At 25.9% G+C, this 19,681-nt stretch carries 18 protein-coding genes; all 18 read right to left on the bottom strand.

From position 1 onward, the window contains the following. Positions 1 to 16: 16 nt before the first annotated feature. The 18 genes from ACYUEW_RS06530 to ACYUEW_RS06445 all read right to left on the bottom strand — a co-directional run bounded on the left by ACYUEW_RS06530 (position 17) and on the right by ACYUEW_RS06445 (position 19,547). Positions 17 to 1,165 carry an ABC transporter permease gene (locus tag ACYUEW_RS06530; protein WP_460276484.1) on the bottom strand — a complete coding sequence of 383 codons (1,149 nt, stop codon included), beginning with the start codon at positions 1,163 to 1,165 and terminating at the stop codon, positions 17 to 19. After that, a complete protein-coding gene (locus ACYUEW_RS06525; RefSeq protein ID WP_460276483.1) occupies positions 1,165 to 2,292 on the bottom strand; it encodes an ABC transporter permease in 1,128 nt (375 codons plus the stop codon). The genes ACYUEW_RS06530 and ACYUEW_RS06525 overlap by 1 nt, the downstream gene beginning before the upstream one ends. Positions 2,293 to 2,303: 11 nt before the next feature. Then, complete coding sequence (locus ACYUEW_RS06520; RefSeq protein ID WP_043031293.1) at positions 2,304 to 3,239, bottom strand: ABC transporter ATP-binding protein; 936 nt, start codon at positions 3,237 to 3,239, stop codon at positions 2,304 to 2,306. Positions 3,240 to 3,852: 613 nt separating this feature from the next. Next, entirely contained in the window at positions 3,853 to 4,485 is a 633-nt protein-coding gene (locus ACYUEW_RS06515; protein WP_242850917.1) for a response regulator transcription factor, read from the bottom strand. 171 nt (positions 4,486 to 4,656) lie between these two features. After that, the gene (locus tag ACYUEW_RS06510; protein ID WP_460276482.1) at positions 4,657 to 5,748 is read right to left on the bottom strand and encodes a sensor histidine kinase; all 1,092 of its coding nucleotides are present in this window, start codon (positions 5,746 to 5,748) and stop codon (positions 4,657 to 4,659) included. A gap of 251 nt (positions 5,749 to 5,999) precedes the next feature. Beyond that, the gene (locus ACYUEW_RS06505) at positions 6,000 to 6,650 is read right to left on the bottom strand and encodes a site-2 protease family protein (RefSeq protein ID WP_072585353.1); all 651 of its coding nucleotides are present in this window, start codon (positions 6,648 to 6,650) and stop codon (positions 6,000 to 6,002) included. 242 nt (positions 6,651 to 6,892) lie between these two features. Beyond that, the gene (locus ACYUEW_RS06500) at positions 6,893 to 8,035 is read right to left on the bottom strand and encodes an ABC transporter permease (RefSeq protein WP_043031287.1); all 1,143 of its coding nucleotides are present in this window, start codon (positions 8,033 to 8,035) and stop codon (positions 6,893 to 6,895) included. 1 nt (position 8,036) lies between these two features. Next, the gene (locus ACYUEW_RS06495; RefSeq protein ID WP_460276481.1) at positions 8,037 to 9,161 is read right to left on the bottom strand and encodes a SagG family ABC transporter permease subunit; all 1,125 of its coding nucleotides are present in this window, start codon (positions 9,159 to 9,161) and stop codon (positions 8,037 to 8,039) included. Between the two features lie 11 nt (positions 9,162 to 9,172). Beyond that, positions 9,173 to 10,105 carry an ABC transporter ATP-binding protein gene (locus tag ACYUEW_RS06490; protein ID WP_043031283.1) on the bottom strand — a complete coding sequence of 311 codons (933 nt, stop codon included), beginning with the start codon at positions 10,103 to 10,105 and terminating at the stop codon, positions 9,173 to 9,175. 161 nt (positions 10,106 to 10,266) lie between these two features. After that, entirely contained in the window at positions 10,267 to 10,995 is a 729-nt protein-coding gene (locus tag ACYUEW_RS06485; protein ID WP_043031282.1) for a SagF family protein, read from the bottom strand. 7 nt (positions 10,996 to 11,002) lie between these two features. Next, entirely contained in the window at positions 11,003 to 11,641 is a 639-nt protein-coding gene (locus ACYUEW_RS06480) for a CPBP family intramembrane glutamic endopeptidase (protein ID WP_042386110.1), read from the bottom strand. Continuing rightward, positions 11,616 to 12,974, bottom strand: coding sequence for a YcaO-like family protein (locus ACYUEW_RS06475; RefSeq protein WP_003488393.1), 1,359 nt, complete (start codon positions 12,972 to 12,974; stop codon positions 11,616 to 11,618). Before ACYUEW_RS06475 ends, ACYUEW_RS06480 begins: the two co-directional genes overlap by 26 nt. 15 nt (positions 12,975 to 12,989) lie before the next feature. Beyond that, on the bottom strand, positions 12,990 to 14,072 hold the full coding sequence (locus ACYUEW_RS06470; protein WP_460276480.1) for a streptolysin associated protein SagC: 1,083 nt from the start codon (positions 14,070 to 14,072) through the stop codon (positions 12,990 to 12,992). A gap of 2 nt (positions 14,073 to 14,074) precedes the next feature. Then, positions 14,075 to 15,031 (bottom strand): SagB/ThcOx family dehydrogenase, encoded by a 957-nt coding sequence (locus tag ACYUEW_RS06465; protein ID WP_460276479.1) that lies wholly within the window; start codon positions 15,029 to 15,031, stop codon positions 14,075 to 14,077. 164 nt (positions 15,032 to 15,195) lie between these two features. Continuing rightward, positions 15,196 to 15,369 carry a clostridiolysin S gene (gene closA, locus ACYUEW_RS06460; RefSeq protein ID WP_003359769.1) on the bottom strand — a complete coding sequence of 58 codons (174 nt, stop codon included), beginning with the start codon at positions 15,367 to 15,369 and terminating at the stop codon, positions 15,196 to 15,198. A gap of 321 nt (positions 15,370 to 15,690) precedes the next feature. Next, on the bottom strand, positions 15,691 to 16,707 hold the full coding sequence (locus ACYUEW_RS06455) for a hypothetical protein (protein ID WP_003488385.1): 1,017 nt from the start codon (positions 16,705 to 16,707) through the stop codon (positions 15,691 to 15,693). Between the two features lie 9 nt (positions 16,708 to 16,716). After that, positions 16,717 to 17,721, bottom strand: coding sequence for a phosphodiester glycosidase family protein (locus ACYUEW_RS06450; protein ID WP_003488383.1), 1,005 nt, complete (start codon positions 17,719 to 17,721; stop codon positions 16,717 to 16,719). Between the two features lie 449 nt (positions 17,722 to 18,170). After that, on the bottom strand, positions 18,171 to 19,547 hold the full coding sequence (locus ACYUEW_RS06445) for a PhoH family protein (RefSeq protein ID WP_003488381.1): 1,377 nt from the start codon (positions 19,545 to 19,547) through the stop codon (positions 18,171 to 18,173). Between the last annotated feature and the right edge of the window lie 134 nt (positions 19,548 to 19,681).

Raw genomic sequence — 19,681 nt, 5'->3', positions numbered from 1 at the left:
GACTTTTTTCTTTAAATTATATAAACTCCTCTGTCTTATTTTCCATTTTTAGCTTATATACTGTAATAATGAAAAATGTACTTGCAAACAATATTAAAATTAGCATATTTATACCTATATCTTTAAAATTAGCTCCAGTATTTATCTTAAAGATAGCGTCAATAGCCCATTTTTGTGGTGTAAAGCTAGCTAAATTCTGCATAAATTTTGGCATTATTTTTATCTCCCAAAAGCCTCCTCCTATCATGGTGCTTAATACTGTAACTATTACACTTAAATTAGAGGCTTCTGATGAAGATTTACAAATAGTTACTATAAATATACTAAGAGAAATAGCAACTATAGAAAACATAATTAATATTAAAAGTATTATAAGATTTTTACTTCCCATAAGATTTTCTTTTAATACATATTTGTCTACTATAATCATAACTATAATTATTTGAATTAAACTAAACATAAAATTACAGAGTATATTTCCCAAAATATATTGCTTAGGACTTACAGGAGTTGTTGCAATTCTATTATAGGTTTTATTTTTTCTTTCTTCTAATATAAACTTACTTATATTAGAAGAGGAAGTTAATACAAACATCAATAACATTCCTATAGTTATATAGCTTAATTCTTTTTCTCTAGATTTATCTTTAACTTTTTCTACATTAAGTTTAAGTATTCCGTTTTCAGTCTTATTATAAAATTCATCAAAACTTTTTTTATCCTCCTTATGGAGGTTACCTATAATTTTTAAATTATCTATATATATATTTAAATAATTTTCTAATGAACCCGTAACTTCAGCTCCTTTTATAGATACTATTTTTATTCTTTTTATATTATTATTGTATACTTCTTCTGAAAAATCCTGTGGTATAACTATTACACAATCTACCTTTTCCTTTGAAATAAAATTATTTATTTCTTTTTCCTTTACGTTTACTATTTTAAATCTATCTCTTTTTTCTACGTACTTTATTAATTTTTTAGATATTATTCCAGCATCCTTATTATTTATACCAATTTTTATATCTCTTCCACCACTTGTATTCATTATTATCATAAATACTGCTAATATAATTGGTAGTACGAAAGTTATCCATATGGTACTCTTTTTCTTCATAGCTACTTTTATCGTATTAAAAACTATTAATAAGCTTTCCCTCATTATATTGCCTCCCTTCTACTAAAATTTAAAGAGGAGATAATTAAAAATATAAATGCTATAGATAAATTTATAATTATAATTTTATAACTTAAATCATTATTATTAAAAAACATACTATTAAATATAGCATCCTTAATCTTGCTAAATATATTAAAATCATAAATCAATCCTAATACTTTACTCTCCTGAAAGTCTATAGGTGTATATCCCCCTCCCAAAAATGTTATAAAGGGCAATATACCATTTAAAAATGATTCTGCTACACTTTGTTTTTTGAATAAATATATTATAGATATTCCTGCAAATATAGCCATAATTATTTCTGATAGTAAAACTAAAAGTATTATTCCTTCACTTTTTCCCCAATACACTTTTAATGCATATTTACTAAATAAAAATACCAATAAGATTTGTATTGCAGATACAAAAGTTAACCCTAATACTTTTCCTATAAATATCTCATGCTTTGAGGCAGGAGAAGAGGTTAACTTAATTATAGTATTTCTAGTATATTCATTGCCAAAAGAATTAACTGCTGCTAAGGATATATATAGAATTATCATTACTATCATAGCTACAGCATAATATTCCAAAGAACTAGGCGTTTTTTTATTTTCTAAGGATTCCATTTCCACATATTTATTTATTTTATTTATATTATCTTTCTTAATAAGTGTGGGATTTATTTTTATTACCTCTACCACCGTATTATATTTTTTAATAAAGCTATTCGTTATTACTTCTACTACTGAAGCCTGGGAACTATATTTATCATTTTTATAAAAATCAATTTTATTACCCTCTTTATGAAAATTCAAATAACAAATATACTCTTTATTTTGAACTTTCTCCTTAGCTATTTTTGTATTATTTTCTTTATAAATTTCTATTCCTTGTTTTTTTATTATATCTAAAAATTCTTCAAATGCTTGTTTATTCTTTGTATCTTCTCCCATGGTATATATAACTTTAGTATCCTTGAATAAATCAATTTTATTAAAAGCACTATTTAAAGAAAATCCTAGCACTGTAATAAGCATCATAGGCCAAATTATAAACATTATCATACTTTTTTTATCTCTAAAATTAATTTTTATTTCATTAATAGCTATATTTAAAAATTTCATTTTCCTCACCCTTAATCTCTTAATTTTCTTCCTGTTAAACTTAAAAATACAGTTTCTAAATCCGGATTTTTAGTTTCAACATTTTTAATAGGGATATTTTTATTAGTAAAAAACAAAATTATTTTATCTAAATTATTTACCTCCTTATAGCTATCTATTTTTATTAAATTATCTTTCACATATACATCAGTAACTCCATTTATATCTTTTATTTCTTTTTCATCAATATTTTCTATTCCACCAACTGTTATATATACTGTATTTTTATCTCTAACTATTGCTTTTAATTCTTCCTTTGTACCCTCTGCCACCAATTTACCATGATCTATTATTCCTATATTAGTACATATTTCTTCAACTTCCTCCATGTAATGACTAGTATATATTATGGTTGATCCCATCTCATTAAGTTTTTTTACTGATTGTAATATGTGATTTCTTGATTGTGGATCTATACCTACTGTAGGCTCATCCATTATTATTAATTTAGGTGTGTGAGAAATAGCACAAGCAATATTCAATCTTCTTTTCATTCCCCCAGAAAATTCATTAGGGTGTCCCTTAGCCTTATCCTTTAGTCCAACAAATTCCAATGCTTTTTCCACTCTATTTTTTAACTCATCTCCCTTAAAACCATAAAGAGAAGTAAAAAATTTAATATTTTCATAGGCAGTAAGTTCTTTATATAAAGCTATATCCTGAGGAACTACGCCTATATTTTTTTTAATTTCCCTCATATTATTTTTTATGTCCTTACCTAAAATTTCAATATTTCCCTTATTAAAATTTAATAGTCCGCTAATTATATTTATCATGGTACTTTTCCCTGCACCATTTGGCCCCAAAAGTCCATATATATCTCCTTCTTTTATTTCTAAACTTACATTATCTAAAGCTGTAACTTTCCTAAAATTCTTACTCAAATTATCTATTTTAACAATATTCATAAATTATCTTTAGTGAGACAATGTATTGAATCTATACCTCCCCACTAAATATTCACTTCCTTTCTATACTATTTCATATATTTAACAAATACCTTAACAAAATTATAATTATCCAATACTTTTTAACTGCTGTTCATATATCTATATCCTTCATTAATAAGGACCAAGCTCCTAGAAACTCTGTTAGTGATATCAGATCTAGTAAAGTATATTCTTAAGCAAACCCTTGCTGATATAATGGTTTAATTAAACTAAATTAGAACTTAGTTTATAAACAGAGTTCTTGGCTTTAGAGGGAGTTTTCACTCCCTGTAAAGCCTAGAAATCGTTATCCAGGAACGTATCCGCTCTTTACTCTCACTTTGAAAAAGATGGAAGTATTAGAGCGGGTAGTCATCGGATAACTTAATTCTATAAAAAAATGACCCTTCACATCAGTGTAAAAGGTCATTTTATATGTATGACGAAAGTAATATATTTAATTATCCCCTGCCTACCTACCACAATATCTTTATATTATTAAATATTATAAATAACGAAAACTATATCTTTGAATAAGTTCTTCTAAGATTTAACTGGAGCGGGTATCCTTATAATCAAATTCTATCTAAAGCTAAGAATCACTTAATTCCCCCTTCAAATGGTATATGGCTATTTGAGTTCTATGTTCTAAACCAGTCTTAGATAAAATAGAACTTATATAATTTTTTACAGTTCCCTCTGAAATAAATAATTTTGCTGATATTTCTTTATTAGATAATCCTTCTGATATAGCCTCTATTACATCTATTTCCCTTCTTGAAAACATATCTTTATTAATATTTTTAATATTTGATTTACAGGAATTAAGTACTTTATCCATAACTACGTCCTGTATAACAGAATTACCTTTATAAACCATTTTTATAGTATCTATTATAGTATCTGGAGTATTGTTTTTTAAAATATATCCCTTAGCCCCAAAATGAAGAGCTTCTCTTATGTAATCATCCTCATCAAAAGTAGTTAATATTAAAACCTTCCCATAACCTTCTTTGCTTATTATTTTTGTAGCTTCTACTCCATTCATAATAGGCATTCTTATATCTAAAAGTGCTATATCTATTTTATTATTTCTACAATATTCTACTGCTTGCAATCCATTTTCTACGGTTTTCTCTATCTTTATATCTTCATCCATATCTAATATTATACTTAAGCTTTCTCTTATAAAAGCATCGTCATCTGCAATTAAAACCTTAATCACTCTATTCCCCCCTTTTTTATACATTAATTATATTTTAAATACACTTTCTAATTACATTACTATTTTAAATACATACAATCTTAAAATATATAGAAAATAAATTATTTCTTAACCTTAAGTGTTATTACTAAAGAATGAGCAATTTACAATGTGTTCACCAAAAATAATTTTTTACTTAGGTAAAAGTATTATGAGTGAAAAACCATCTCCTCCATCTATTATTAATTTACCATTTTCATTTTCGCATCTTTCCTCTATCCCTCTCATTCCCATTCCTTTTTCTATATTTATACACCCTATTCCATTATCCTTTATATTAAACTTTATGAATTTATTTAGCTCTTCTATAATTATAGAAACTTTGGTAGCTTTAGAGTATTTTATTATATTGGTAAGACATTCCTGCAAACTTTCCTGAATTATTTTCCACTGCTTGTAGCCTACTAAACTTAAATCCCCTTTAGTAACCAATTTTGTATCTATATCTGTTTTTAACATAAAATTATTTATAACAGTTTCTATCTTTGTCAAACCTAATTGTTCCCTTGGAGGTTTTAAATTTCTAACTGTTAACCTTACTTCTTCTAATCCCTCTCTTAAAGATGATATGGATTTTTCTATTAATTTTTCACTTTTTTCTTTATCCTTCTCCATTAATATTTTACAAGCTTCCAACTGCATTATATTCCCTGCTAACACATGTCCTATTTTATCGTGTATTTCCTGAGAAATTTTATTTCTTTCCTCCAATTGTGACAAATATAAATTATAATTTTCTTGCTTTTCATTTAGAACTATTTGATTATTTAAGTTATGGTTTTTTTGTGTAATATTATAATTTTTTTCCGTCAATTCAATTATCCTTTTATAACATTTTTTATACAATAAAAAATTCATAAGACTTAGTAGAGCTATTACTAAAAATTCCTTGGCTATTTCATAAGGAATAAAACAACTTAATATAAAAATTATAATTAATGCTATATGATTTTTCTCATTAAAATAATAGTTTATATCATATATATTAACTATTATTWAAAATATATTAAATTCACCCTTGCTTATAAACAATAACCACAAAATTATAGAACACAAATTTAAAATAAGTTTTGCCTTATTGTTTTTTGAAATTTCTATAGAAAAGTTAAATATTATATATAAAAGAAAATATAAAATAGTCCAAGTATAAACTCTTTGTTCCGTATACGTATATGCACAATATAAAAATATTATCATTTTATTATAAATTATGTATTCTCTCATAAAATTCTCCCACTTAGTATGCTAAGCATATTAATAAAAAATACAGTTTTAAATTTATATATCACAAAACATAAAATGCATTTATATCATTAATTCTATTCATTATTTGCAATTGAATCAACAATCTTTTTATTTTTAAGCAATAAATCAGTTTTACAATTACTTTTATTTTATGTAAGTTTTCTATAATTTCCACTAACTAAAAAAGTTCCTCAAAATGAATATAATTTTGAGGAACTCTTTTTTAAATTCTAAAATATAGTCATAGCTATTTTCATAAAAGAATAATGTAAAAAATTAGTTGGAATTCCTACTAAAAATGATGAAATAGGAGTTACCACAAATATCAATAGAATAATCATTTGATATCTATAAATTACATCAGATATTTTATAAAAAGTCTTAGGCCATAAATCTCTCAATATGTCAAAGCCATCAAGTCCTGGTATAGGCATTAAATTAAATATTGCTAGCATACAATTTATTCTAACTATATAGTTCAATATTAAACCTATTATACCACCTAAGGAAGTTATATCTCCAAAGTTCACTAAATTTAACTTTAACAAGAAAGCTGTTAATAATGCAAATAAAAATGCTGTAATTACATTTGCAGTTACCCCTGCTACAGAAACTTTTATCTCATCTTTATATCCTCTTTTTAATGCACTTGGATTAATTTGTACTGGTTTAGCCCATCCAAATCCAATCAATAATATCATTACAAAACCTATAATGTCTATATGTGAAAAGGGATTTAATGTTAATCTTCCTTGAAATTTAGGAGTTTTATCCCCTAATTTATCTGCTACATAGGCATGAGCAAATTCATGTACTGTAAGACCTACTAATATAGCTGGTATTATTAGTATTTTTGAAAGTATTCTATAGTTTAAGTCCAAAAAACTCATCCTCTCCTAAAATTGAAACTTCAAAACAATTATAGCAAATTTAAATAAATACAACAATTAAATAAATATTAATATAAAATAAATGGATATTCATATATTCACATTATATCAACTTTAAAATTCTCAAAATGCTTTTATAACTTTACAAATATTAACATACTAATTTTATTTTAGTCCACTAATTTTAATAAAAACCTATTTAAAAATTTTTATCAATATTTATTTTTTATATCTTAAAAAATACTTTTTAAGTTTTCATCCTTAGTTAATTTTAATATTCCTATAATAAAAAAACTTACTGCAAATAAAATTACTATACCAATATATAAAACAACCTCATTAAAACTCTTCCCTTGTTGAAGAGAATCTATAGTTTTAAGTATCCAGGTCTGAGGAAATATATTAGCTAATTTTTGCATAAAGTTTGGCATCATATCTAAAGGCCAAAAGCATCCTGATAGCATACACGTTGGAGTTATTAGTATATTTGATAAATAGGATGATTGATTAAGACTTTTAGAAAAAGCTGCAATAATTATTCCAAAACCAATAGATACAAATCCGAAGGAACATAATATTATAAACATTATCTTTGTATCTATATAAAAATTAAGTTTCAGAACATATAATGACATAAACAAAATTACAAATATCTGTATTAAAAAAATTATAAAATTAGCTATTACATTAGCTATTATATATTTACTTTTACTAATATTAGAACAAAATATTCTATAATATGTTTTATTAGCTTTATCCCTTAATATAAAAGATGATGCTGTACTAGAGGCTATAAGCATAAATACAAGTAATAACCCTATGCTTTGTTTTGTTACGGATTTACTCTTAGTTTTATCTCCTATAGATTTATAATTAAGCTTTAAATCTTGTTTTTTAAATCCATCATACATATCTTTAAAAGTTTTTTCATTCTTATTAGAAACCGTACTTATATTATTAAGAGTATCTATATAATAATTCAAATAATTTTTTATCCAAGAAGTAATATCTTCTCCTCTAACAGATATTATATCTAGTTTTTTAAAATTACCCTCTATTATTTCCTTATGAAAATCCTTAGGAATAACTACTACACAATCTACTTTTTTATCCAATAATTGTTTATTCATATTATTCTTTGAAACTTTAACTACAACAAAATTTTTCTTAGAATCTATTGATTTTATCATATCTTTAGATAAATAAGATTCATTTAAATCTACCACTCCTATTTTGCTATAAGAAGTTCCAGAGGCATTTAAAAATAAAGCTATAAATACAGCCAATAAAGGAAGTAATATAAAGGTTATTATATTAGACTTTTTTCTAAAGGTTCTTTTTAAAATACTTTTGGTTAATAAAAATACTTGTTTCATTTTATATCACATCCTTTCTTGGAAATAATATAGCTATTAATAAAAATAAAACTCCAGCCCCTATATTAATTAGCATAGTTATGCCAAATATACTTAGATTATTGCCAAAAATAATTTTAAATATAGCATCATTGCTCCATTTAAGTGGTGATATATTTGATACAGAATTTAACATTTTGCTTCCTATTGGTTCTAAAGGTACATAACCTCCTCCGAGGAAAGTTAAAATAGGTACGAACATATATATAATTATAGACATAACCCCTTCATTTTTTATAGTATTAGCTATACAAACCCCTGCAGATACTGCCATAAATATTAAAGATGCTACCACAGAAACCAAAGCTAATTTATTATTCCCCCAATTTGTCCCTAAAATATATTTACTAAACAAATATATTAAAAAACTTTGAAAGGCTATAACCAAAAAAGAAGCTAATATTTTTGAAAATAATATTTTTAAAGGTGAGGTATTACTACAGATTAATCTTTTATAAGTTCTTCTTTTTATTTCACTAGCAATACTCATAGCTCCTACTGCTGTTCCATATAAAATAGTCATAGTAAGCATAGTAACAGCATAATAATCTATTCCCCTTGGAGAATCTTTACCATCTATAGTTTTTGTATTTACAAAATTAGGTGAGGTATTAACTTTTATTTTAGACAAAGCCATTGGATTCTTTGATACCACTTCTTTTGTCATATTCACTTTATCCACAAAAGCATCCAACAAAGTACTAACTAATTGGGAGTTAAATGCTCGCAAATTATTTTCATAAATATATATTTTTTTATCATTTGGAATCTTTATATATACATCAGTTTTACCATTACTTATTTTTTCTAAAGCATCCTTTTCATCTTTAGTTTCTTTAAAATTAACTTTCATAGTTTTTTCAATTTCTTTAGTAAAATCCTTAAAGTTTTTATCTATTTTTACATCCTTATTTATAGAATACATAACATTAATCTCTGGGATATTAATTGTAGATGCAAAATTTCCTGAAAAAACCGTTCCTAGTATAGTAATTAAAAGCATAGGAAACAAGGTCATTAAAAGCATAGATTTTTTATCTCTCAAATTTTGAAGTATTTCTTTTTTTAATATATTTAATATTTTCATAGAGGTCACCTCTAATCTCTTAATTTTTTGCCAGTTAATTTAAGGAATATTGTTTCTAAATCACTATGTTTATTTTCTATATTTTTTATTTTAATTTTATTCTTTAAAAAGTACATGATTATATCATCCAAATTATCAGATGACTTGTTTGTAATTTCAATAGTATTTTCTTTAATATTAACCTCTATTACGCCATCTATAGATTTTAATGCTTTTATATCTACTTTAGTTAAATTTTCAGTATTAATTACAACCATATTTAAGTCCGAATATTTTTCTACTAGTTCATCTTTTTTACCCTTAGCAATGATAGTTCCCTTATCAATAATAGCTATATCTGTACATAATTGTTCTACTTCATCTATATAATGACTTGTATATATTATTGTACACCCTCTTTCATTTAGCTTTTTTATAGACTCTAAGATATGATTTCTTGATTGGGGATCAATACCTACGGTAGGCTCGTCCATTATAATAAGTTTAGGTTGGTGTACTAGAGCGCAAGCAATGTTTAATCTACGCTTCATACCACCAGAAAATTTATATGGAAAATCCTTTGCTCTATCTAATAAGCCAACAAATTCTAAGGTTTCCTTTACTCTTTCTTTTAGTTCTTGTCCTCTTATACCATAAAGACCTCCAAAGAAAGCTACATTTTCATAGGCAGTTAAATCCTCATATATAGCTATATCTTGAGGAACAATGCCAATATTATTTTTTAAATCCTTAGCTTTATTGTCCATTTTCTTACCTAAGATAAATATTTCACCTTTAGTTGGAGTTAAAAGTCCACAAATCATATTTATAGTAGTACTTTTTCCTGCCCCATTTGGCCCTAGAAATCCAAAGACTTGTCCCTCTTTAACAGCTAAATTTATGTTATTAACGGCAGTATTTTGTCCGAATTTTTTTTCAAGATTTTTTATTTCTACAATATTCATAAGATCATCTCCTTTGTAATATCTCCTACAGTAATCGTGCAAAATAAACATTTATAATATTTTATACATATGATAAAAGGATATAGTGTATATTTTTTCATATAACATTTCTTGTATAAAATATACGATTTACTATTCTCTAAAAGTATAATGTTTAAGGTTTATTCTTTAAAAGCTATTATAAATGAATAAAATAAATATAGAATAAGAGTAAGAATGATGGAATTACTGTAAATCATTATACAAGACCCAATAAAATTTAAAACAAAGGCCCAAATTCCATATATTAAGGCTTGCTCTTTGTTTTTTGTAAAAACTAATTTACTTACGCAATATAATATTGCTATGCCAGTAATAGAATATATAAGAGGTAATTCTAAAAAATCATTAAATATATATAACATTACATAATAATAAAGAATCACTTCAAAGAAAGCATATATTATTGGTTTAACTATTCCTGTATGAAATGGATATCTTTTATTAAATTTTATCCAGGATACCTTACTCATTTCTTTTCTACTATCCTTTTTCATTAAATATGAAATAATAACTATAATTATAAAAAAGCTTATTTCTAAAACCCCTATAAAAGACAATATTATCAAAATAAAAGACTCAATTATATTTGTTTGGGTATATATGTTATAACTTTTAACAAAACCTTTGTATAAAAAGTATGCCATGGGTATTACACCTATAATTAATAAATGTATATATTTTATTAATTTCCAACAATTAGTTGGTGATATTCCTATAAATCCACCTAAATTTAAACATAATTTTTTTATAGATTTAAATTTTTTATAATTAATATTAATAGGTAAATAAAGCAGTACTATGTACATACTCATTAAAATAAATACTAAAATTTTAAAATATAAACTCATAAACTTATCAACCTTTCAAGAGAATGACTGTATTTTCTAAGCAATGAGTTATTATAGGAATTAATATATTAAATCCACTAAAATAAAATAATCCTCCATAAACAACCCCTGCTAGTATTTTTTGAAATAATACCTGTTTACCTAAAAATATATGATTTAAGGCATATACAAAGGATGTAATAATAAAAACTCCCACTATATGTAACTTAAAATCTTTAAATAAAATATTAAACCATAATTGTCTATATACAACTTCTTCAAAAATACCTATAAAAACAGATAATATAATCACATTAATATTGGTTTTTGTAAATGCCAAGGATATTTTAAATTTGGGAAGGATCTTATCAGAAATACCTATCACAATATATCCTACAATTATTTCCAAAATTATAGTTAATGGTACAAATATAACAGCAATAATATACCAATAGTAATTATTATCTATATTTATATAAAATTTTTCCTGGGAAATAACAAATATCCCCATGAGTATTATTATATAAATTATAGCTAGTATTTTAAGGCTTTTTTTCAATGATTCATTGTAGGATTTTTCATTATTTAAAAATAACTGAGTTAATACTATCGGATTAAAGGTAACTAATAGTATTAATAAATTAAGGCATTGGGTGCGGATGTTCATTAATTACCCCCCCATATTTTTTCATTCTTGGATGATTTTCAAAGGGAAACTCTGGTATACACATTTCAATTAATTCTGGAATCATAACTCTCATAACATACCAACCCTTGTCCCTAGTTTCTGGCGGCGTTAAATCTAAATATACTGCATATTCACTCATATTTTTTAAATAATTTAATAAAGTCTTTATCTGCTCATCTACATCTTCTATATTTAATTTATTTAAAGAACTTAAATTAATTTCATTCTCTATAAACTCTTCTACTAGTTTATTTTTTTCTTCAATTTTGCTTGGAAGAGAATAATATAGCACATTTGAATCTAAATCCAAAAATTTATGATCATCTTTCATCACATTATTTAGCATATTTTTATTATAAATCGTATTAAAATATGCTCCATAGGATATTGAAGCTGCTTCCATTATTCCTCTAGTTAGAGCATGCGAAGCATCTAATCCTCCTTGTACACCAAATAGTAAATAAGGAAGTTTATTATCCTTTCTTCTTAAAAAAACTCCAAAATTATGTATAGGGCATTCCTCTAAAGCCATATATACAGGTATTATTTCATAGGGAGAATTTTCTCCTAGATTTACATCTTCTAAAACTTTAAGCACATTTTCATCATCTATTTTAACTAAAGAACATTTCCCTTTTGTATACCAAGTAATCATAAAAGAATCAATTTGAATATATTCAATTAGAGCATTTAAAAGAGCTTTTTTAAGACTTTTATGAGCTGCAGTACCTGTACTAAAGGATGGTATAAAATTCATTTCTCCTTTACTTTTATCCTCTTCATAGCCTACAAACATCATTTTTGCTGGTACATATATTTCTTCACCTTTGTTTAATAAAGAAGGGCATTTAATCCATCCTATTATGTCATCTTCTTTTACTTTTTTATCACAAATAGCCACATTTAATTCTTTAGCTTTTTTTATTTGTTTTTCTGTAAATACATCTATATATTTTAAAGGCATCACTTTATTATTTTTGCTTAATTCCTTATGACTTTTATATATAATCTTATCCTTTAATAGTGTAGGTCCCATAATACTAGAATACCTTTCAATACTTTCACCGGTATATTTAATTAAAGCTTCCTCATAATGGGATCCATAACCTATTATGTGATATTGCATAGATACATCCTTATTAAATACTTGTTTATGATAATCTGGCATGTTTCCTGTTATACTTTTCAAAAACACATCACTATTAAAATTAACTACAGGCATACAGGATGCTTCTAATATACCACTTTGATTTCCTGATAAAGCTTTAAAGTTCTCTAATATATTATTAAAACTTGGGTAAAATTTTATCATCTCAAAGCCTCCTAGTTAAGAATTAATATCTTCTAAAATTTCATCCACAATATTTCTAGTGGATATATTTATTTCACTTAACTTAGCCTTTGATATATTTCCACAAGCAGGACAAAATGGTACTCTTAATAAATCTTGAGTTTGTATTTCTAAAGTAGGTACAAATATACTAAGTACCCTACCTTCAATTTTACAAGTATTAAAATTATTTATTAAAAACCCTTCAGATATCAACATATTAGTCATAATATTTAATAAAGGAATTATGGATTTATGAGGTTTTTCACTAGTTTTGAAGTCACTTTCTATAAATTTATGATATAAAACATGATCTTCAAGTCTTGATAGTATTCTTTGTTCAAAACACTCTAGACATCCCGTTTTAGGTGGTAATGTACTTAAAATAGTTATAAATGGGCCATCAATAAAGGACATAATAATAGGTTTTTTAAGTTCTATAGATACTCTATTTATATTTCTAAATAAATTCATATTAATGTGCCCCATACATATTAATATGCTAGAGTAATTCTTTAATTTATTTTTTAGATTCTCTGTGTTTGATTTTTTTTCTAAAGCATCCAAATTAGAAGTTAAATCCATAGAAATTATATTATCTATAGTTTCTTTTGCACATAAATCTAATTTCATATTCATTCCATCAGATAAACTTTTAGCAGTTTCTTTAGCATAATCATTATCTGATATAAATAATACTTTTTGGGGCTCCCCCTCTTTTTTATTAAGATTATATCTAAAATCCCCTAATAATGCCTTTGACATTTCAAATTCATTGTCTTTTTCATTTTCACTACATAACATACCTGCTTCACTTAAAGAGCTTATAACATTAATTAAATTATTCTTCTCTTGGTCATTTAGATTATGTTTATCTAAATATTTCATTGAAAAAGCTTTATTATTTTTCAAATCATTTATAATAATTCTAAAAGCTTTTATAAAATTTGGTGTCTCTGAGCTTAAGTCTAAAACTGCTTCATTATAGTTCCACAATCCACTTCTAAATCTTATTTCATTTTCACCGCTATCATATATTCTTAAATTATTGCTTAATTTGTATATAGTATTATTTTCCATAATTAATCCTCCTGTTCCCAACCTACAACAGTCATATGTACTACATGTTTTAATACTCCATCTATATTTAAAAGCTCTTCTATGTATTGTTTTTCATATCCCCCTATATCACAAGCTCCATAACCTAAAGCCGTAGACACTAGTTGCAGATTTTGAGCAATTTCTCCTGTTTCAATTAATGCATAAGCAAAACCTCCATCCCCATATTTTCTTGAATTTTTCAAGAAATTATATACATAAAAAACAATTATATTTGCATTTTCAGAATTCAAAGTTCCAAATTCTGCCAACTTATCTATCTTTAAACTTTCTTTATTCACTTTAATAGGTTTTAGACTATGAGAATAAGGATAGTATGTATATACGCCATCCTCTAGGTCTTTTATATTTTTCATATATACATATAATTGTATAGGGTATAACCCTCCTGCGGATGGATTAGCTCGCAGTTTAATTTTTTTTTCATTACTTTCAAGATTATATGGTTCTACTTCATCACATATCCCCTGAGTATAGTAAAGTATATTTGCCACATCATTTAAAGACATAAATTTATTAGAATATCTTCTTACACTCCGTCTGGATTTTATAGCTGTTGATAAACCTACTCTTATATTTTTAAAAGATGGAAGTTCTATAATATCTTCCCCTTCTTCTTCCATATTTAAATTTACAGAAGTTAAAGCAGCATCCCTTTGGAAAAAACTTGCTACTCCTGTTCTAAATCCTAAATTATTATTGTTAGATCTATAATTTAAGAGATATTCTTCACTTACAAATCTGTTATGTTTAGAGTATAAACTCCCTTTTATTACTGTATCTGGGGTTTTAACCACAGTACTATCAGCATAGGGTGATATACTAGAATACTGAGTATTAAAATGAATAAGCATTCTATTTTCTATATCAGTATTTTTTTGCTTTTTTACTTTTTGTTTCTTCAAGTTTTTTAGTAACATTTTTAGCTCCTTGTGTATATTTTTAAATTTTAAATATAAATTAAATATTTAAATGATATTAGCCAGGTGATAAAATAATATTAAATTATAATCACCTGGCTAGTTGAGTTTAAATTATTATTAAATAATTGAATTGTGAAAGATGCTTGTACAAGATAAAATTATTAATTTCCACCTTGTCCAGCAGCTGCTCCGCCACCTGTTGATGCTGAACCGCCACCTACACTAACACTAACGCAACAGCAACAAGAGCAGCAGCAACAACTTCCTGGAGCCACAGTAACCTTATTATTATTGTTATTAGTAGTTGTCAGTACGTGTTCATTAAATTTTAACATATCTTTCACCCCTTACCATTAAATATTAAATTAAATGACATTTAATATTTAATTTAATACTTCTTTATATTTATAGTATCGAATAGCTTTATATATAATTTATACTTTTTAACAATTTTGTAAAAAAAAATAACCAAATTGTTATATATTTTATAAAAATATTGGCTATACCCTATTATTTGTATTAGAAAATTCATCTTATAAATAGAATTATAGAAAAAAAGGTTATCTCAAAATATATTTTATTTTGAGACAACCTCAAATTTATTATACCTAATAATCCTTTTTAATTATTTTCATGTACACTTGGATTTTATATTATTATTTAAACTTAGTTTTTACTAACTTACCATCACTAATAGAAGCTACTCCATCTATATACATCTTCATCATAACTCCAGAATACTTTGTCTCTTTTCCTGTGCTTATCTCTTTTATAACACCCCTTAAGTCATCATTTACATATACGCTTCCTAGTGGTGAAACATAAATATCTTTTACTTTAGCTCCATTAGGTATATCTAATGATTTCCAAGTAGATGTGTTATTTTTTACATTACCATAATAAACTTTTACTACTTTTTCTTCCTGTAATTCTCCTATATATACATTATCGTTATCATCTATAGATAACAATTTTGGTGATTTTACGCCTTCTATATTTATGGATGATTCACTATGTGTAGCAAAAATCTTTTTATTTATTTTATCCTCATAAATCAATATATCTTCATGAGGAACTATATTCATGTCTCCAACCGCTTCTGTCATTATATCTATTCTATCTTTTTCTTTCATTATATTAACACTATATAATCTATTATTATTTCCACCAACATTTACCTTAACATATATTAAATTCATAAGTGGTGCTGCTTTTATATCCTCAATTTTAGCACTTGAACTTTCAAAATTGAATTCACATATTTTATCCTTTTGATCTTTATCTACATCATAAGAATTTAGCAATACTTGTCCTTCTTTATTTTCCGTATATATAATTCTATTTCTATCTGAAAGCCATATATATTCTAATCTATCTTTTTTACTTTCAAACTCAATATTCTTTTTTTCACCATTTTTAGTGTTGATTACATTCAATTTATTATCTTTAAAATAAGAAATATATTTTCCATTAAAGGATACATCTAACTCTTCTACGTTTTCTGGTATATTTACATCATAATCTTTATTTTCCGTTCCTGTATTTGTAACTTTTTTAGCCTTTATCTTAGTTCCCCCTGATGCTAAAAAATATTTATCAATATAAAACAATCCTGCGAATTGTAACGTTAATGAAATCATTACCCATAATATTATTTTTTTTACTACTTTCATATTTTCCTCCTAAGGTTCAACATACAAAATAGATGGTACTGATCTTTCGCCTAAAGAATTGGCAGGATTATTTATAACTTCACCTTCATGATACATTGTAGTTGAAGATCCACCGTCTAAATTTGTAGCAGTATATGCATCATATTGTAACATGATATCTTGTACATCTTTTAAGGTAGCCCCTAAGCTAGATGCTTGCCTACCATCTATAACCAGCATAAGTATAGCTCCGTCTTTTTTTTGTCCAATGGCGGTTCTAGGTGCCATTCCCCATCCACCATCTCCAGAAGTTATGGTACCTTGTCCATTTACTACTAAAGCTGGTCCAAAAGTTATGGCTTCTTGTACATTCAAATTTTTTAATTCTTGTAAACTATGTTTACCTACAAGTAAAGCTCCCTTTTTAGTTATGGCTGCTACATCTCCTGTAAAGTTTCCTTGCTTATCACTATTGTATTTAACTTCACCTTTATTAATTATTACTCCTTCAACATTTCCACCGGTACCTGTCCACTTGCTATTAGCTGATTTATCTGTAAAACCACCAGCATTAATAGCTGCAACAGCTCTTTTGTTTCTTGCTATCTGACTTGTAAGTTCTCCCTGTACCCCTAATTTTGAACTATATCCAACCTTTACTCTAGTTGGATCATGAACTACTAACATATATCCCTTAAACTTTTTACCGTAACTTATATCATATCTTTCTATTGTACTATCATGTTTATTTTCAAATTTTAGTACAGAATTTTTATCTTGTTTTATAGTTTGTATAGAATCTTCACCTAGTATCTCTTTTATTTCAGCATCTGACAAAAATGTCTTAGCTATATATTGATGGCTTAAAGTAGTCATAGCTGCTCCCACCATAGTTTTCTTAACATTTTTAAAAGGCCCATGAAATATTATAAAGGGCGCTGTAGCTGCTGTAAAAAACAACTCAAAAATTATAAAATATAAAAATATTTTAAAAGAAAATTTCTTATTTTTCGACTTTTTCTCTTTATTTTCCATCTAAAAATTCCTTTCTCTTTATTTTACATCTTTCATTATTGTACACTAAATATAAATTTTTTTAAATAGTAAGCTTTATGAAATATTGTAAAACTTTCTAAAATTCATTTAATTTTTCTTTAAACCACAATAAATTGTCCAAATTAAAGCTATTTATACAGTAATCACCATAATTTTCATTAAAATAAATTATATTACATAAAATATAAAGAGCATCTCAAAATATATTTAACTTTGAGACACCCTTTACTTATCTATAGTATAAAATTTATCCGATGACTACCCGCTCTAATACTCCCATCTTCTTAAAGTTAAGAGTAAAGAGCGGCTATGTCCCTGGATAACGATTTTTCCTAAAGGATAACGACTTCTAAGGAGTAAAACTCCTAAGAATTCTGTTAATGAACTTCAGTGGAAGTAATAACTTCCTCTGAAGCCAAGAACTCTGTTTATAATCGCTTTGCTCCTTCATAGGCTAATGGTGATCTTTCACATTCATGGTCCTTTAATGTTACTTGATAACAAAGTTTACTTCCCTTCATTTTTTCTGATGCATAACATAAACCATTTGACCTAGAATCTAAAAATGGTTGGTCTATTTGATCTGGATCACCTACTAATATAAGTTTCGTTCCTTGTCCTACTCTAGTTATAACAGCCTTAACTTGTTTTGGTGTTAAATTTTGAGCTTCATCTATTATAACCCAATTTTTTACTATAGATCTACCTCTCAAATAGGCTACTGCTTCTGTAGTTATAATTCTTCTATCAAATAACTCTTTTATTTTATCATATAATTCCTTTTCATTTTTATATCTTTCCTTTTCATCAGAATCCACTAAGATCTCTAAATTATCAAAAATAGGTCGCATAAAAGGCATTATTTTTTCTTCCTCTGTTCCAGGTAAAAAGCCTATATCTTCATCCATAGTTACATTAGGCCTACATACTAAAAGCTTTCTATATCCCTCTTCTCCCTCTTCCATAACTTTATGAAGTCCTGTGGCTAGAGAAAATAAAGTTTTAGCTGTACCTGCAGGTCCCTTTACTATGACTAATGGTGCATTTTTAGAATCTGTTAAAAGAGCTTCTAACATAAACTTTTGTCCTATGTTTCTAGGACTTATTCCTAAAGGCTTGATATCTTTGTAAAAAAGAGGAACAACTTTTTCTCCATTATATCTTCCCAGCGCTGTTTGTTTTGGATTTTCCATAGACTTAATTAATATAAATTCATTTATATTAATTTCTGCTTTATAGTAATCATTCTTTTCCTCTGAATAAAAAAATAGGTTTTCTACATTTATATATTTATTCTTATAAAAATTTTCTAAAGTATTGTGAGATGCAAAAGCTTCACATCTTCCCTTATATTGACTTTCATATTCTGGTACTACCTTTTCATAAAAATCTTCTACATCTATATTAATAGTATCTGCCTTTATCCTCTCAAAAGTATCCTTTGTAATTAATACTACCTCTTCCCCTTTTTCTTTTAATCCTTTACAAACTTGTATTATTCTATTATCTGGCTTACTCTTATCCCAAGATGGAGGCAATTTTACATCATAATGATTCATTTGCACCCTTAAAGTTCCTCCACCAGGTAACACTACACCATCTATTAAACTTCCATTTTTTCTTAATTTATCTATTATTCTTGCCGCATACCTAGCATTAGCCCCTAAATCATTATTATTTTTTTTAAAGCTATCTAATTCTTCTAAAACTACTTCAGGTATAACTACATCGTTATCAGCAAAAGAAAATATAGCTCCTGGTGAATACAAAATAACATTAGTATCTAATACATAAGTTAGTTTCAAGTCTACTCCTCCTCTCTTTATATTATTATATTCAACTAAAGTTATAACTTTATTAAATTCTTCACTTTATTAAATGAAAAATATTATATTCTTGTGGTACTATATTCTCTAAACTATCTATTACTCTTTTTATA

The sequence above is a fragment of the Clostridium sp. CTA-1 genome (assembly GCF_054768215.1).
The sequence above is the reverse complement of the archived record's forward strand: the minus strand, read 5'-3'. Positions and strand labels throughout refer to the sequence as shown.

What these genes read in the sequence shown, in the direction of transcription:
- ACYUEW_RS06450 (WP_003488383.1), bottom strand. Translation starts at nt 17,721, where the DNA reads ATGGAAAATAAAGAGAAAAAGTCGAAAAATAAGAAATTTTCTTTTAAA.
- ACYUEW_RS06525 (WP_460276483.1), bottom strand. Translation starts at nt 2,292, where the DNA reads ATGAAATTTTTAAATATAGCTATTAATGAAATAAAAATTAATTTTAGA.
- ACYUEW_RS06500 (WP_043031287.1), bottom strand. Translation starts at nt 8,035, where the DNA reads ATGAAACAAGTATTTTTATTAACCAAAAGTATTTTAAAAAGAACCTTT.
- ACYUEW_RS06475 (WP_003488393.1), bottom strand. Translation starts at nt 12,974, where the DNA reads ATGATAAAATTTTACCCAAGTTTTAATAATATATTAGAGAACTTTAAA.
- ACYUEW_RS06485 (WP_043031282.1), bottom strand. Translation starts at nt 10,995, where the DNA reads ATGAGTTTATATTTTAAAATTTTAGTATTTATTTTAATGAGTATGTAC.
- ACYUEW_RS06480 (WP_042386110.1), bottom strand. Translation starts at nt 11,641, where the DNA reads ATGAACATCCGCACCCAATGCCTTAATTTATTAATACTATTAGTTACC.
- ACYUEW_RS06520 (WP_043031293.1), bottom strand. Translation starts at nt 3,239, where the DNA reads ATGAATATTGTTAAAATAGATAATTTGAGTAAGAATTTTAGGAAAGTT.
- ACYUEW_RS06530 (WP_460276484.1), bottom strand. Translation starts at nt 1,165, where the DNA reads ATGAGGGAAAGCTTATTAATAGTTTTTAATACGATAAAAGTAGCTATG.
- closA (WP_003359769.1), bottom strand. Translation starts at nt 15,369, where the DNA reads ATGTTAAAATTTAATGAACACGTACTGACAACTACTAATAACAATAAT.
- ACYUEW_RS06495 (WP_460276481.1), bottom strand. Translation starts at nt 9,161, where the DNA reads ATGAAAATATTAAATATATTAAAAAAAGAAATACTTCAAAATTTGAGA.
- ACYUEW_RS06455 (WP_003488385.1), bottom strand. Translation starts at nt 16,707, where the DNA reads ATGAAAGTAGTAAAAAAAATAATATTATGGGTAATGATTTCATTAACG.
- ACYUEW_RS06465 (WP_460276479.1), bottom strand. Translation starts at nt 15,031, where the DNA reads ATGTTACTAAAAAACTTGAAGAAACAAAAAGTAAAAAAGCAAAAAAAT.
- ACYUEW_RS06490 (WP_043031283.1), bottom strand. Translation starts at nt 10,105, where the DNA reads ATGAATATTGTAGAAATAAAAAATCTTGAAAAAAAATTCGGACAAAAT.
- ACYUEW_RS06470 (WP_460276480.1), bottom strand. Translation starts at nt 14,072, where the DNA reads ATGGAAAATAATACTATATACAAATTAAGCAATAATTTAAGAATATAT.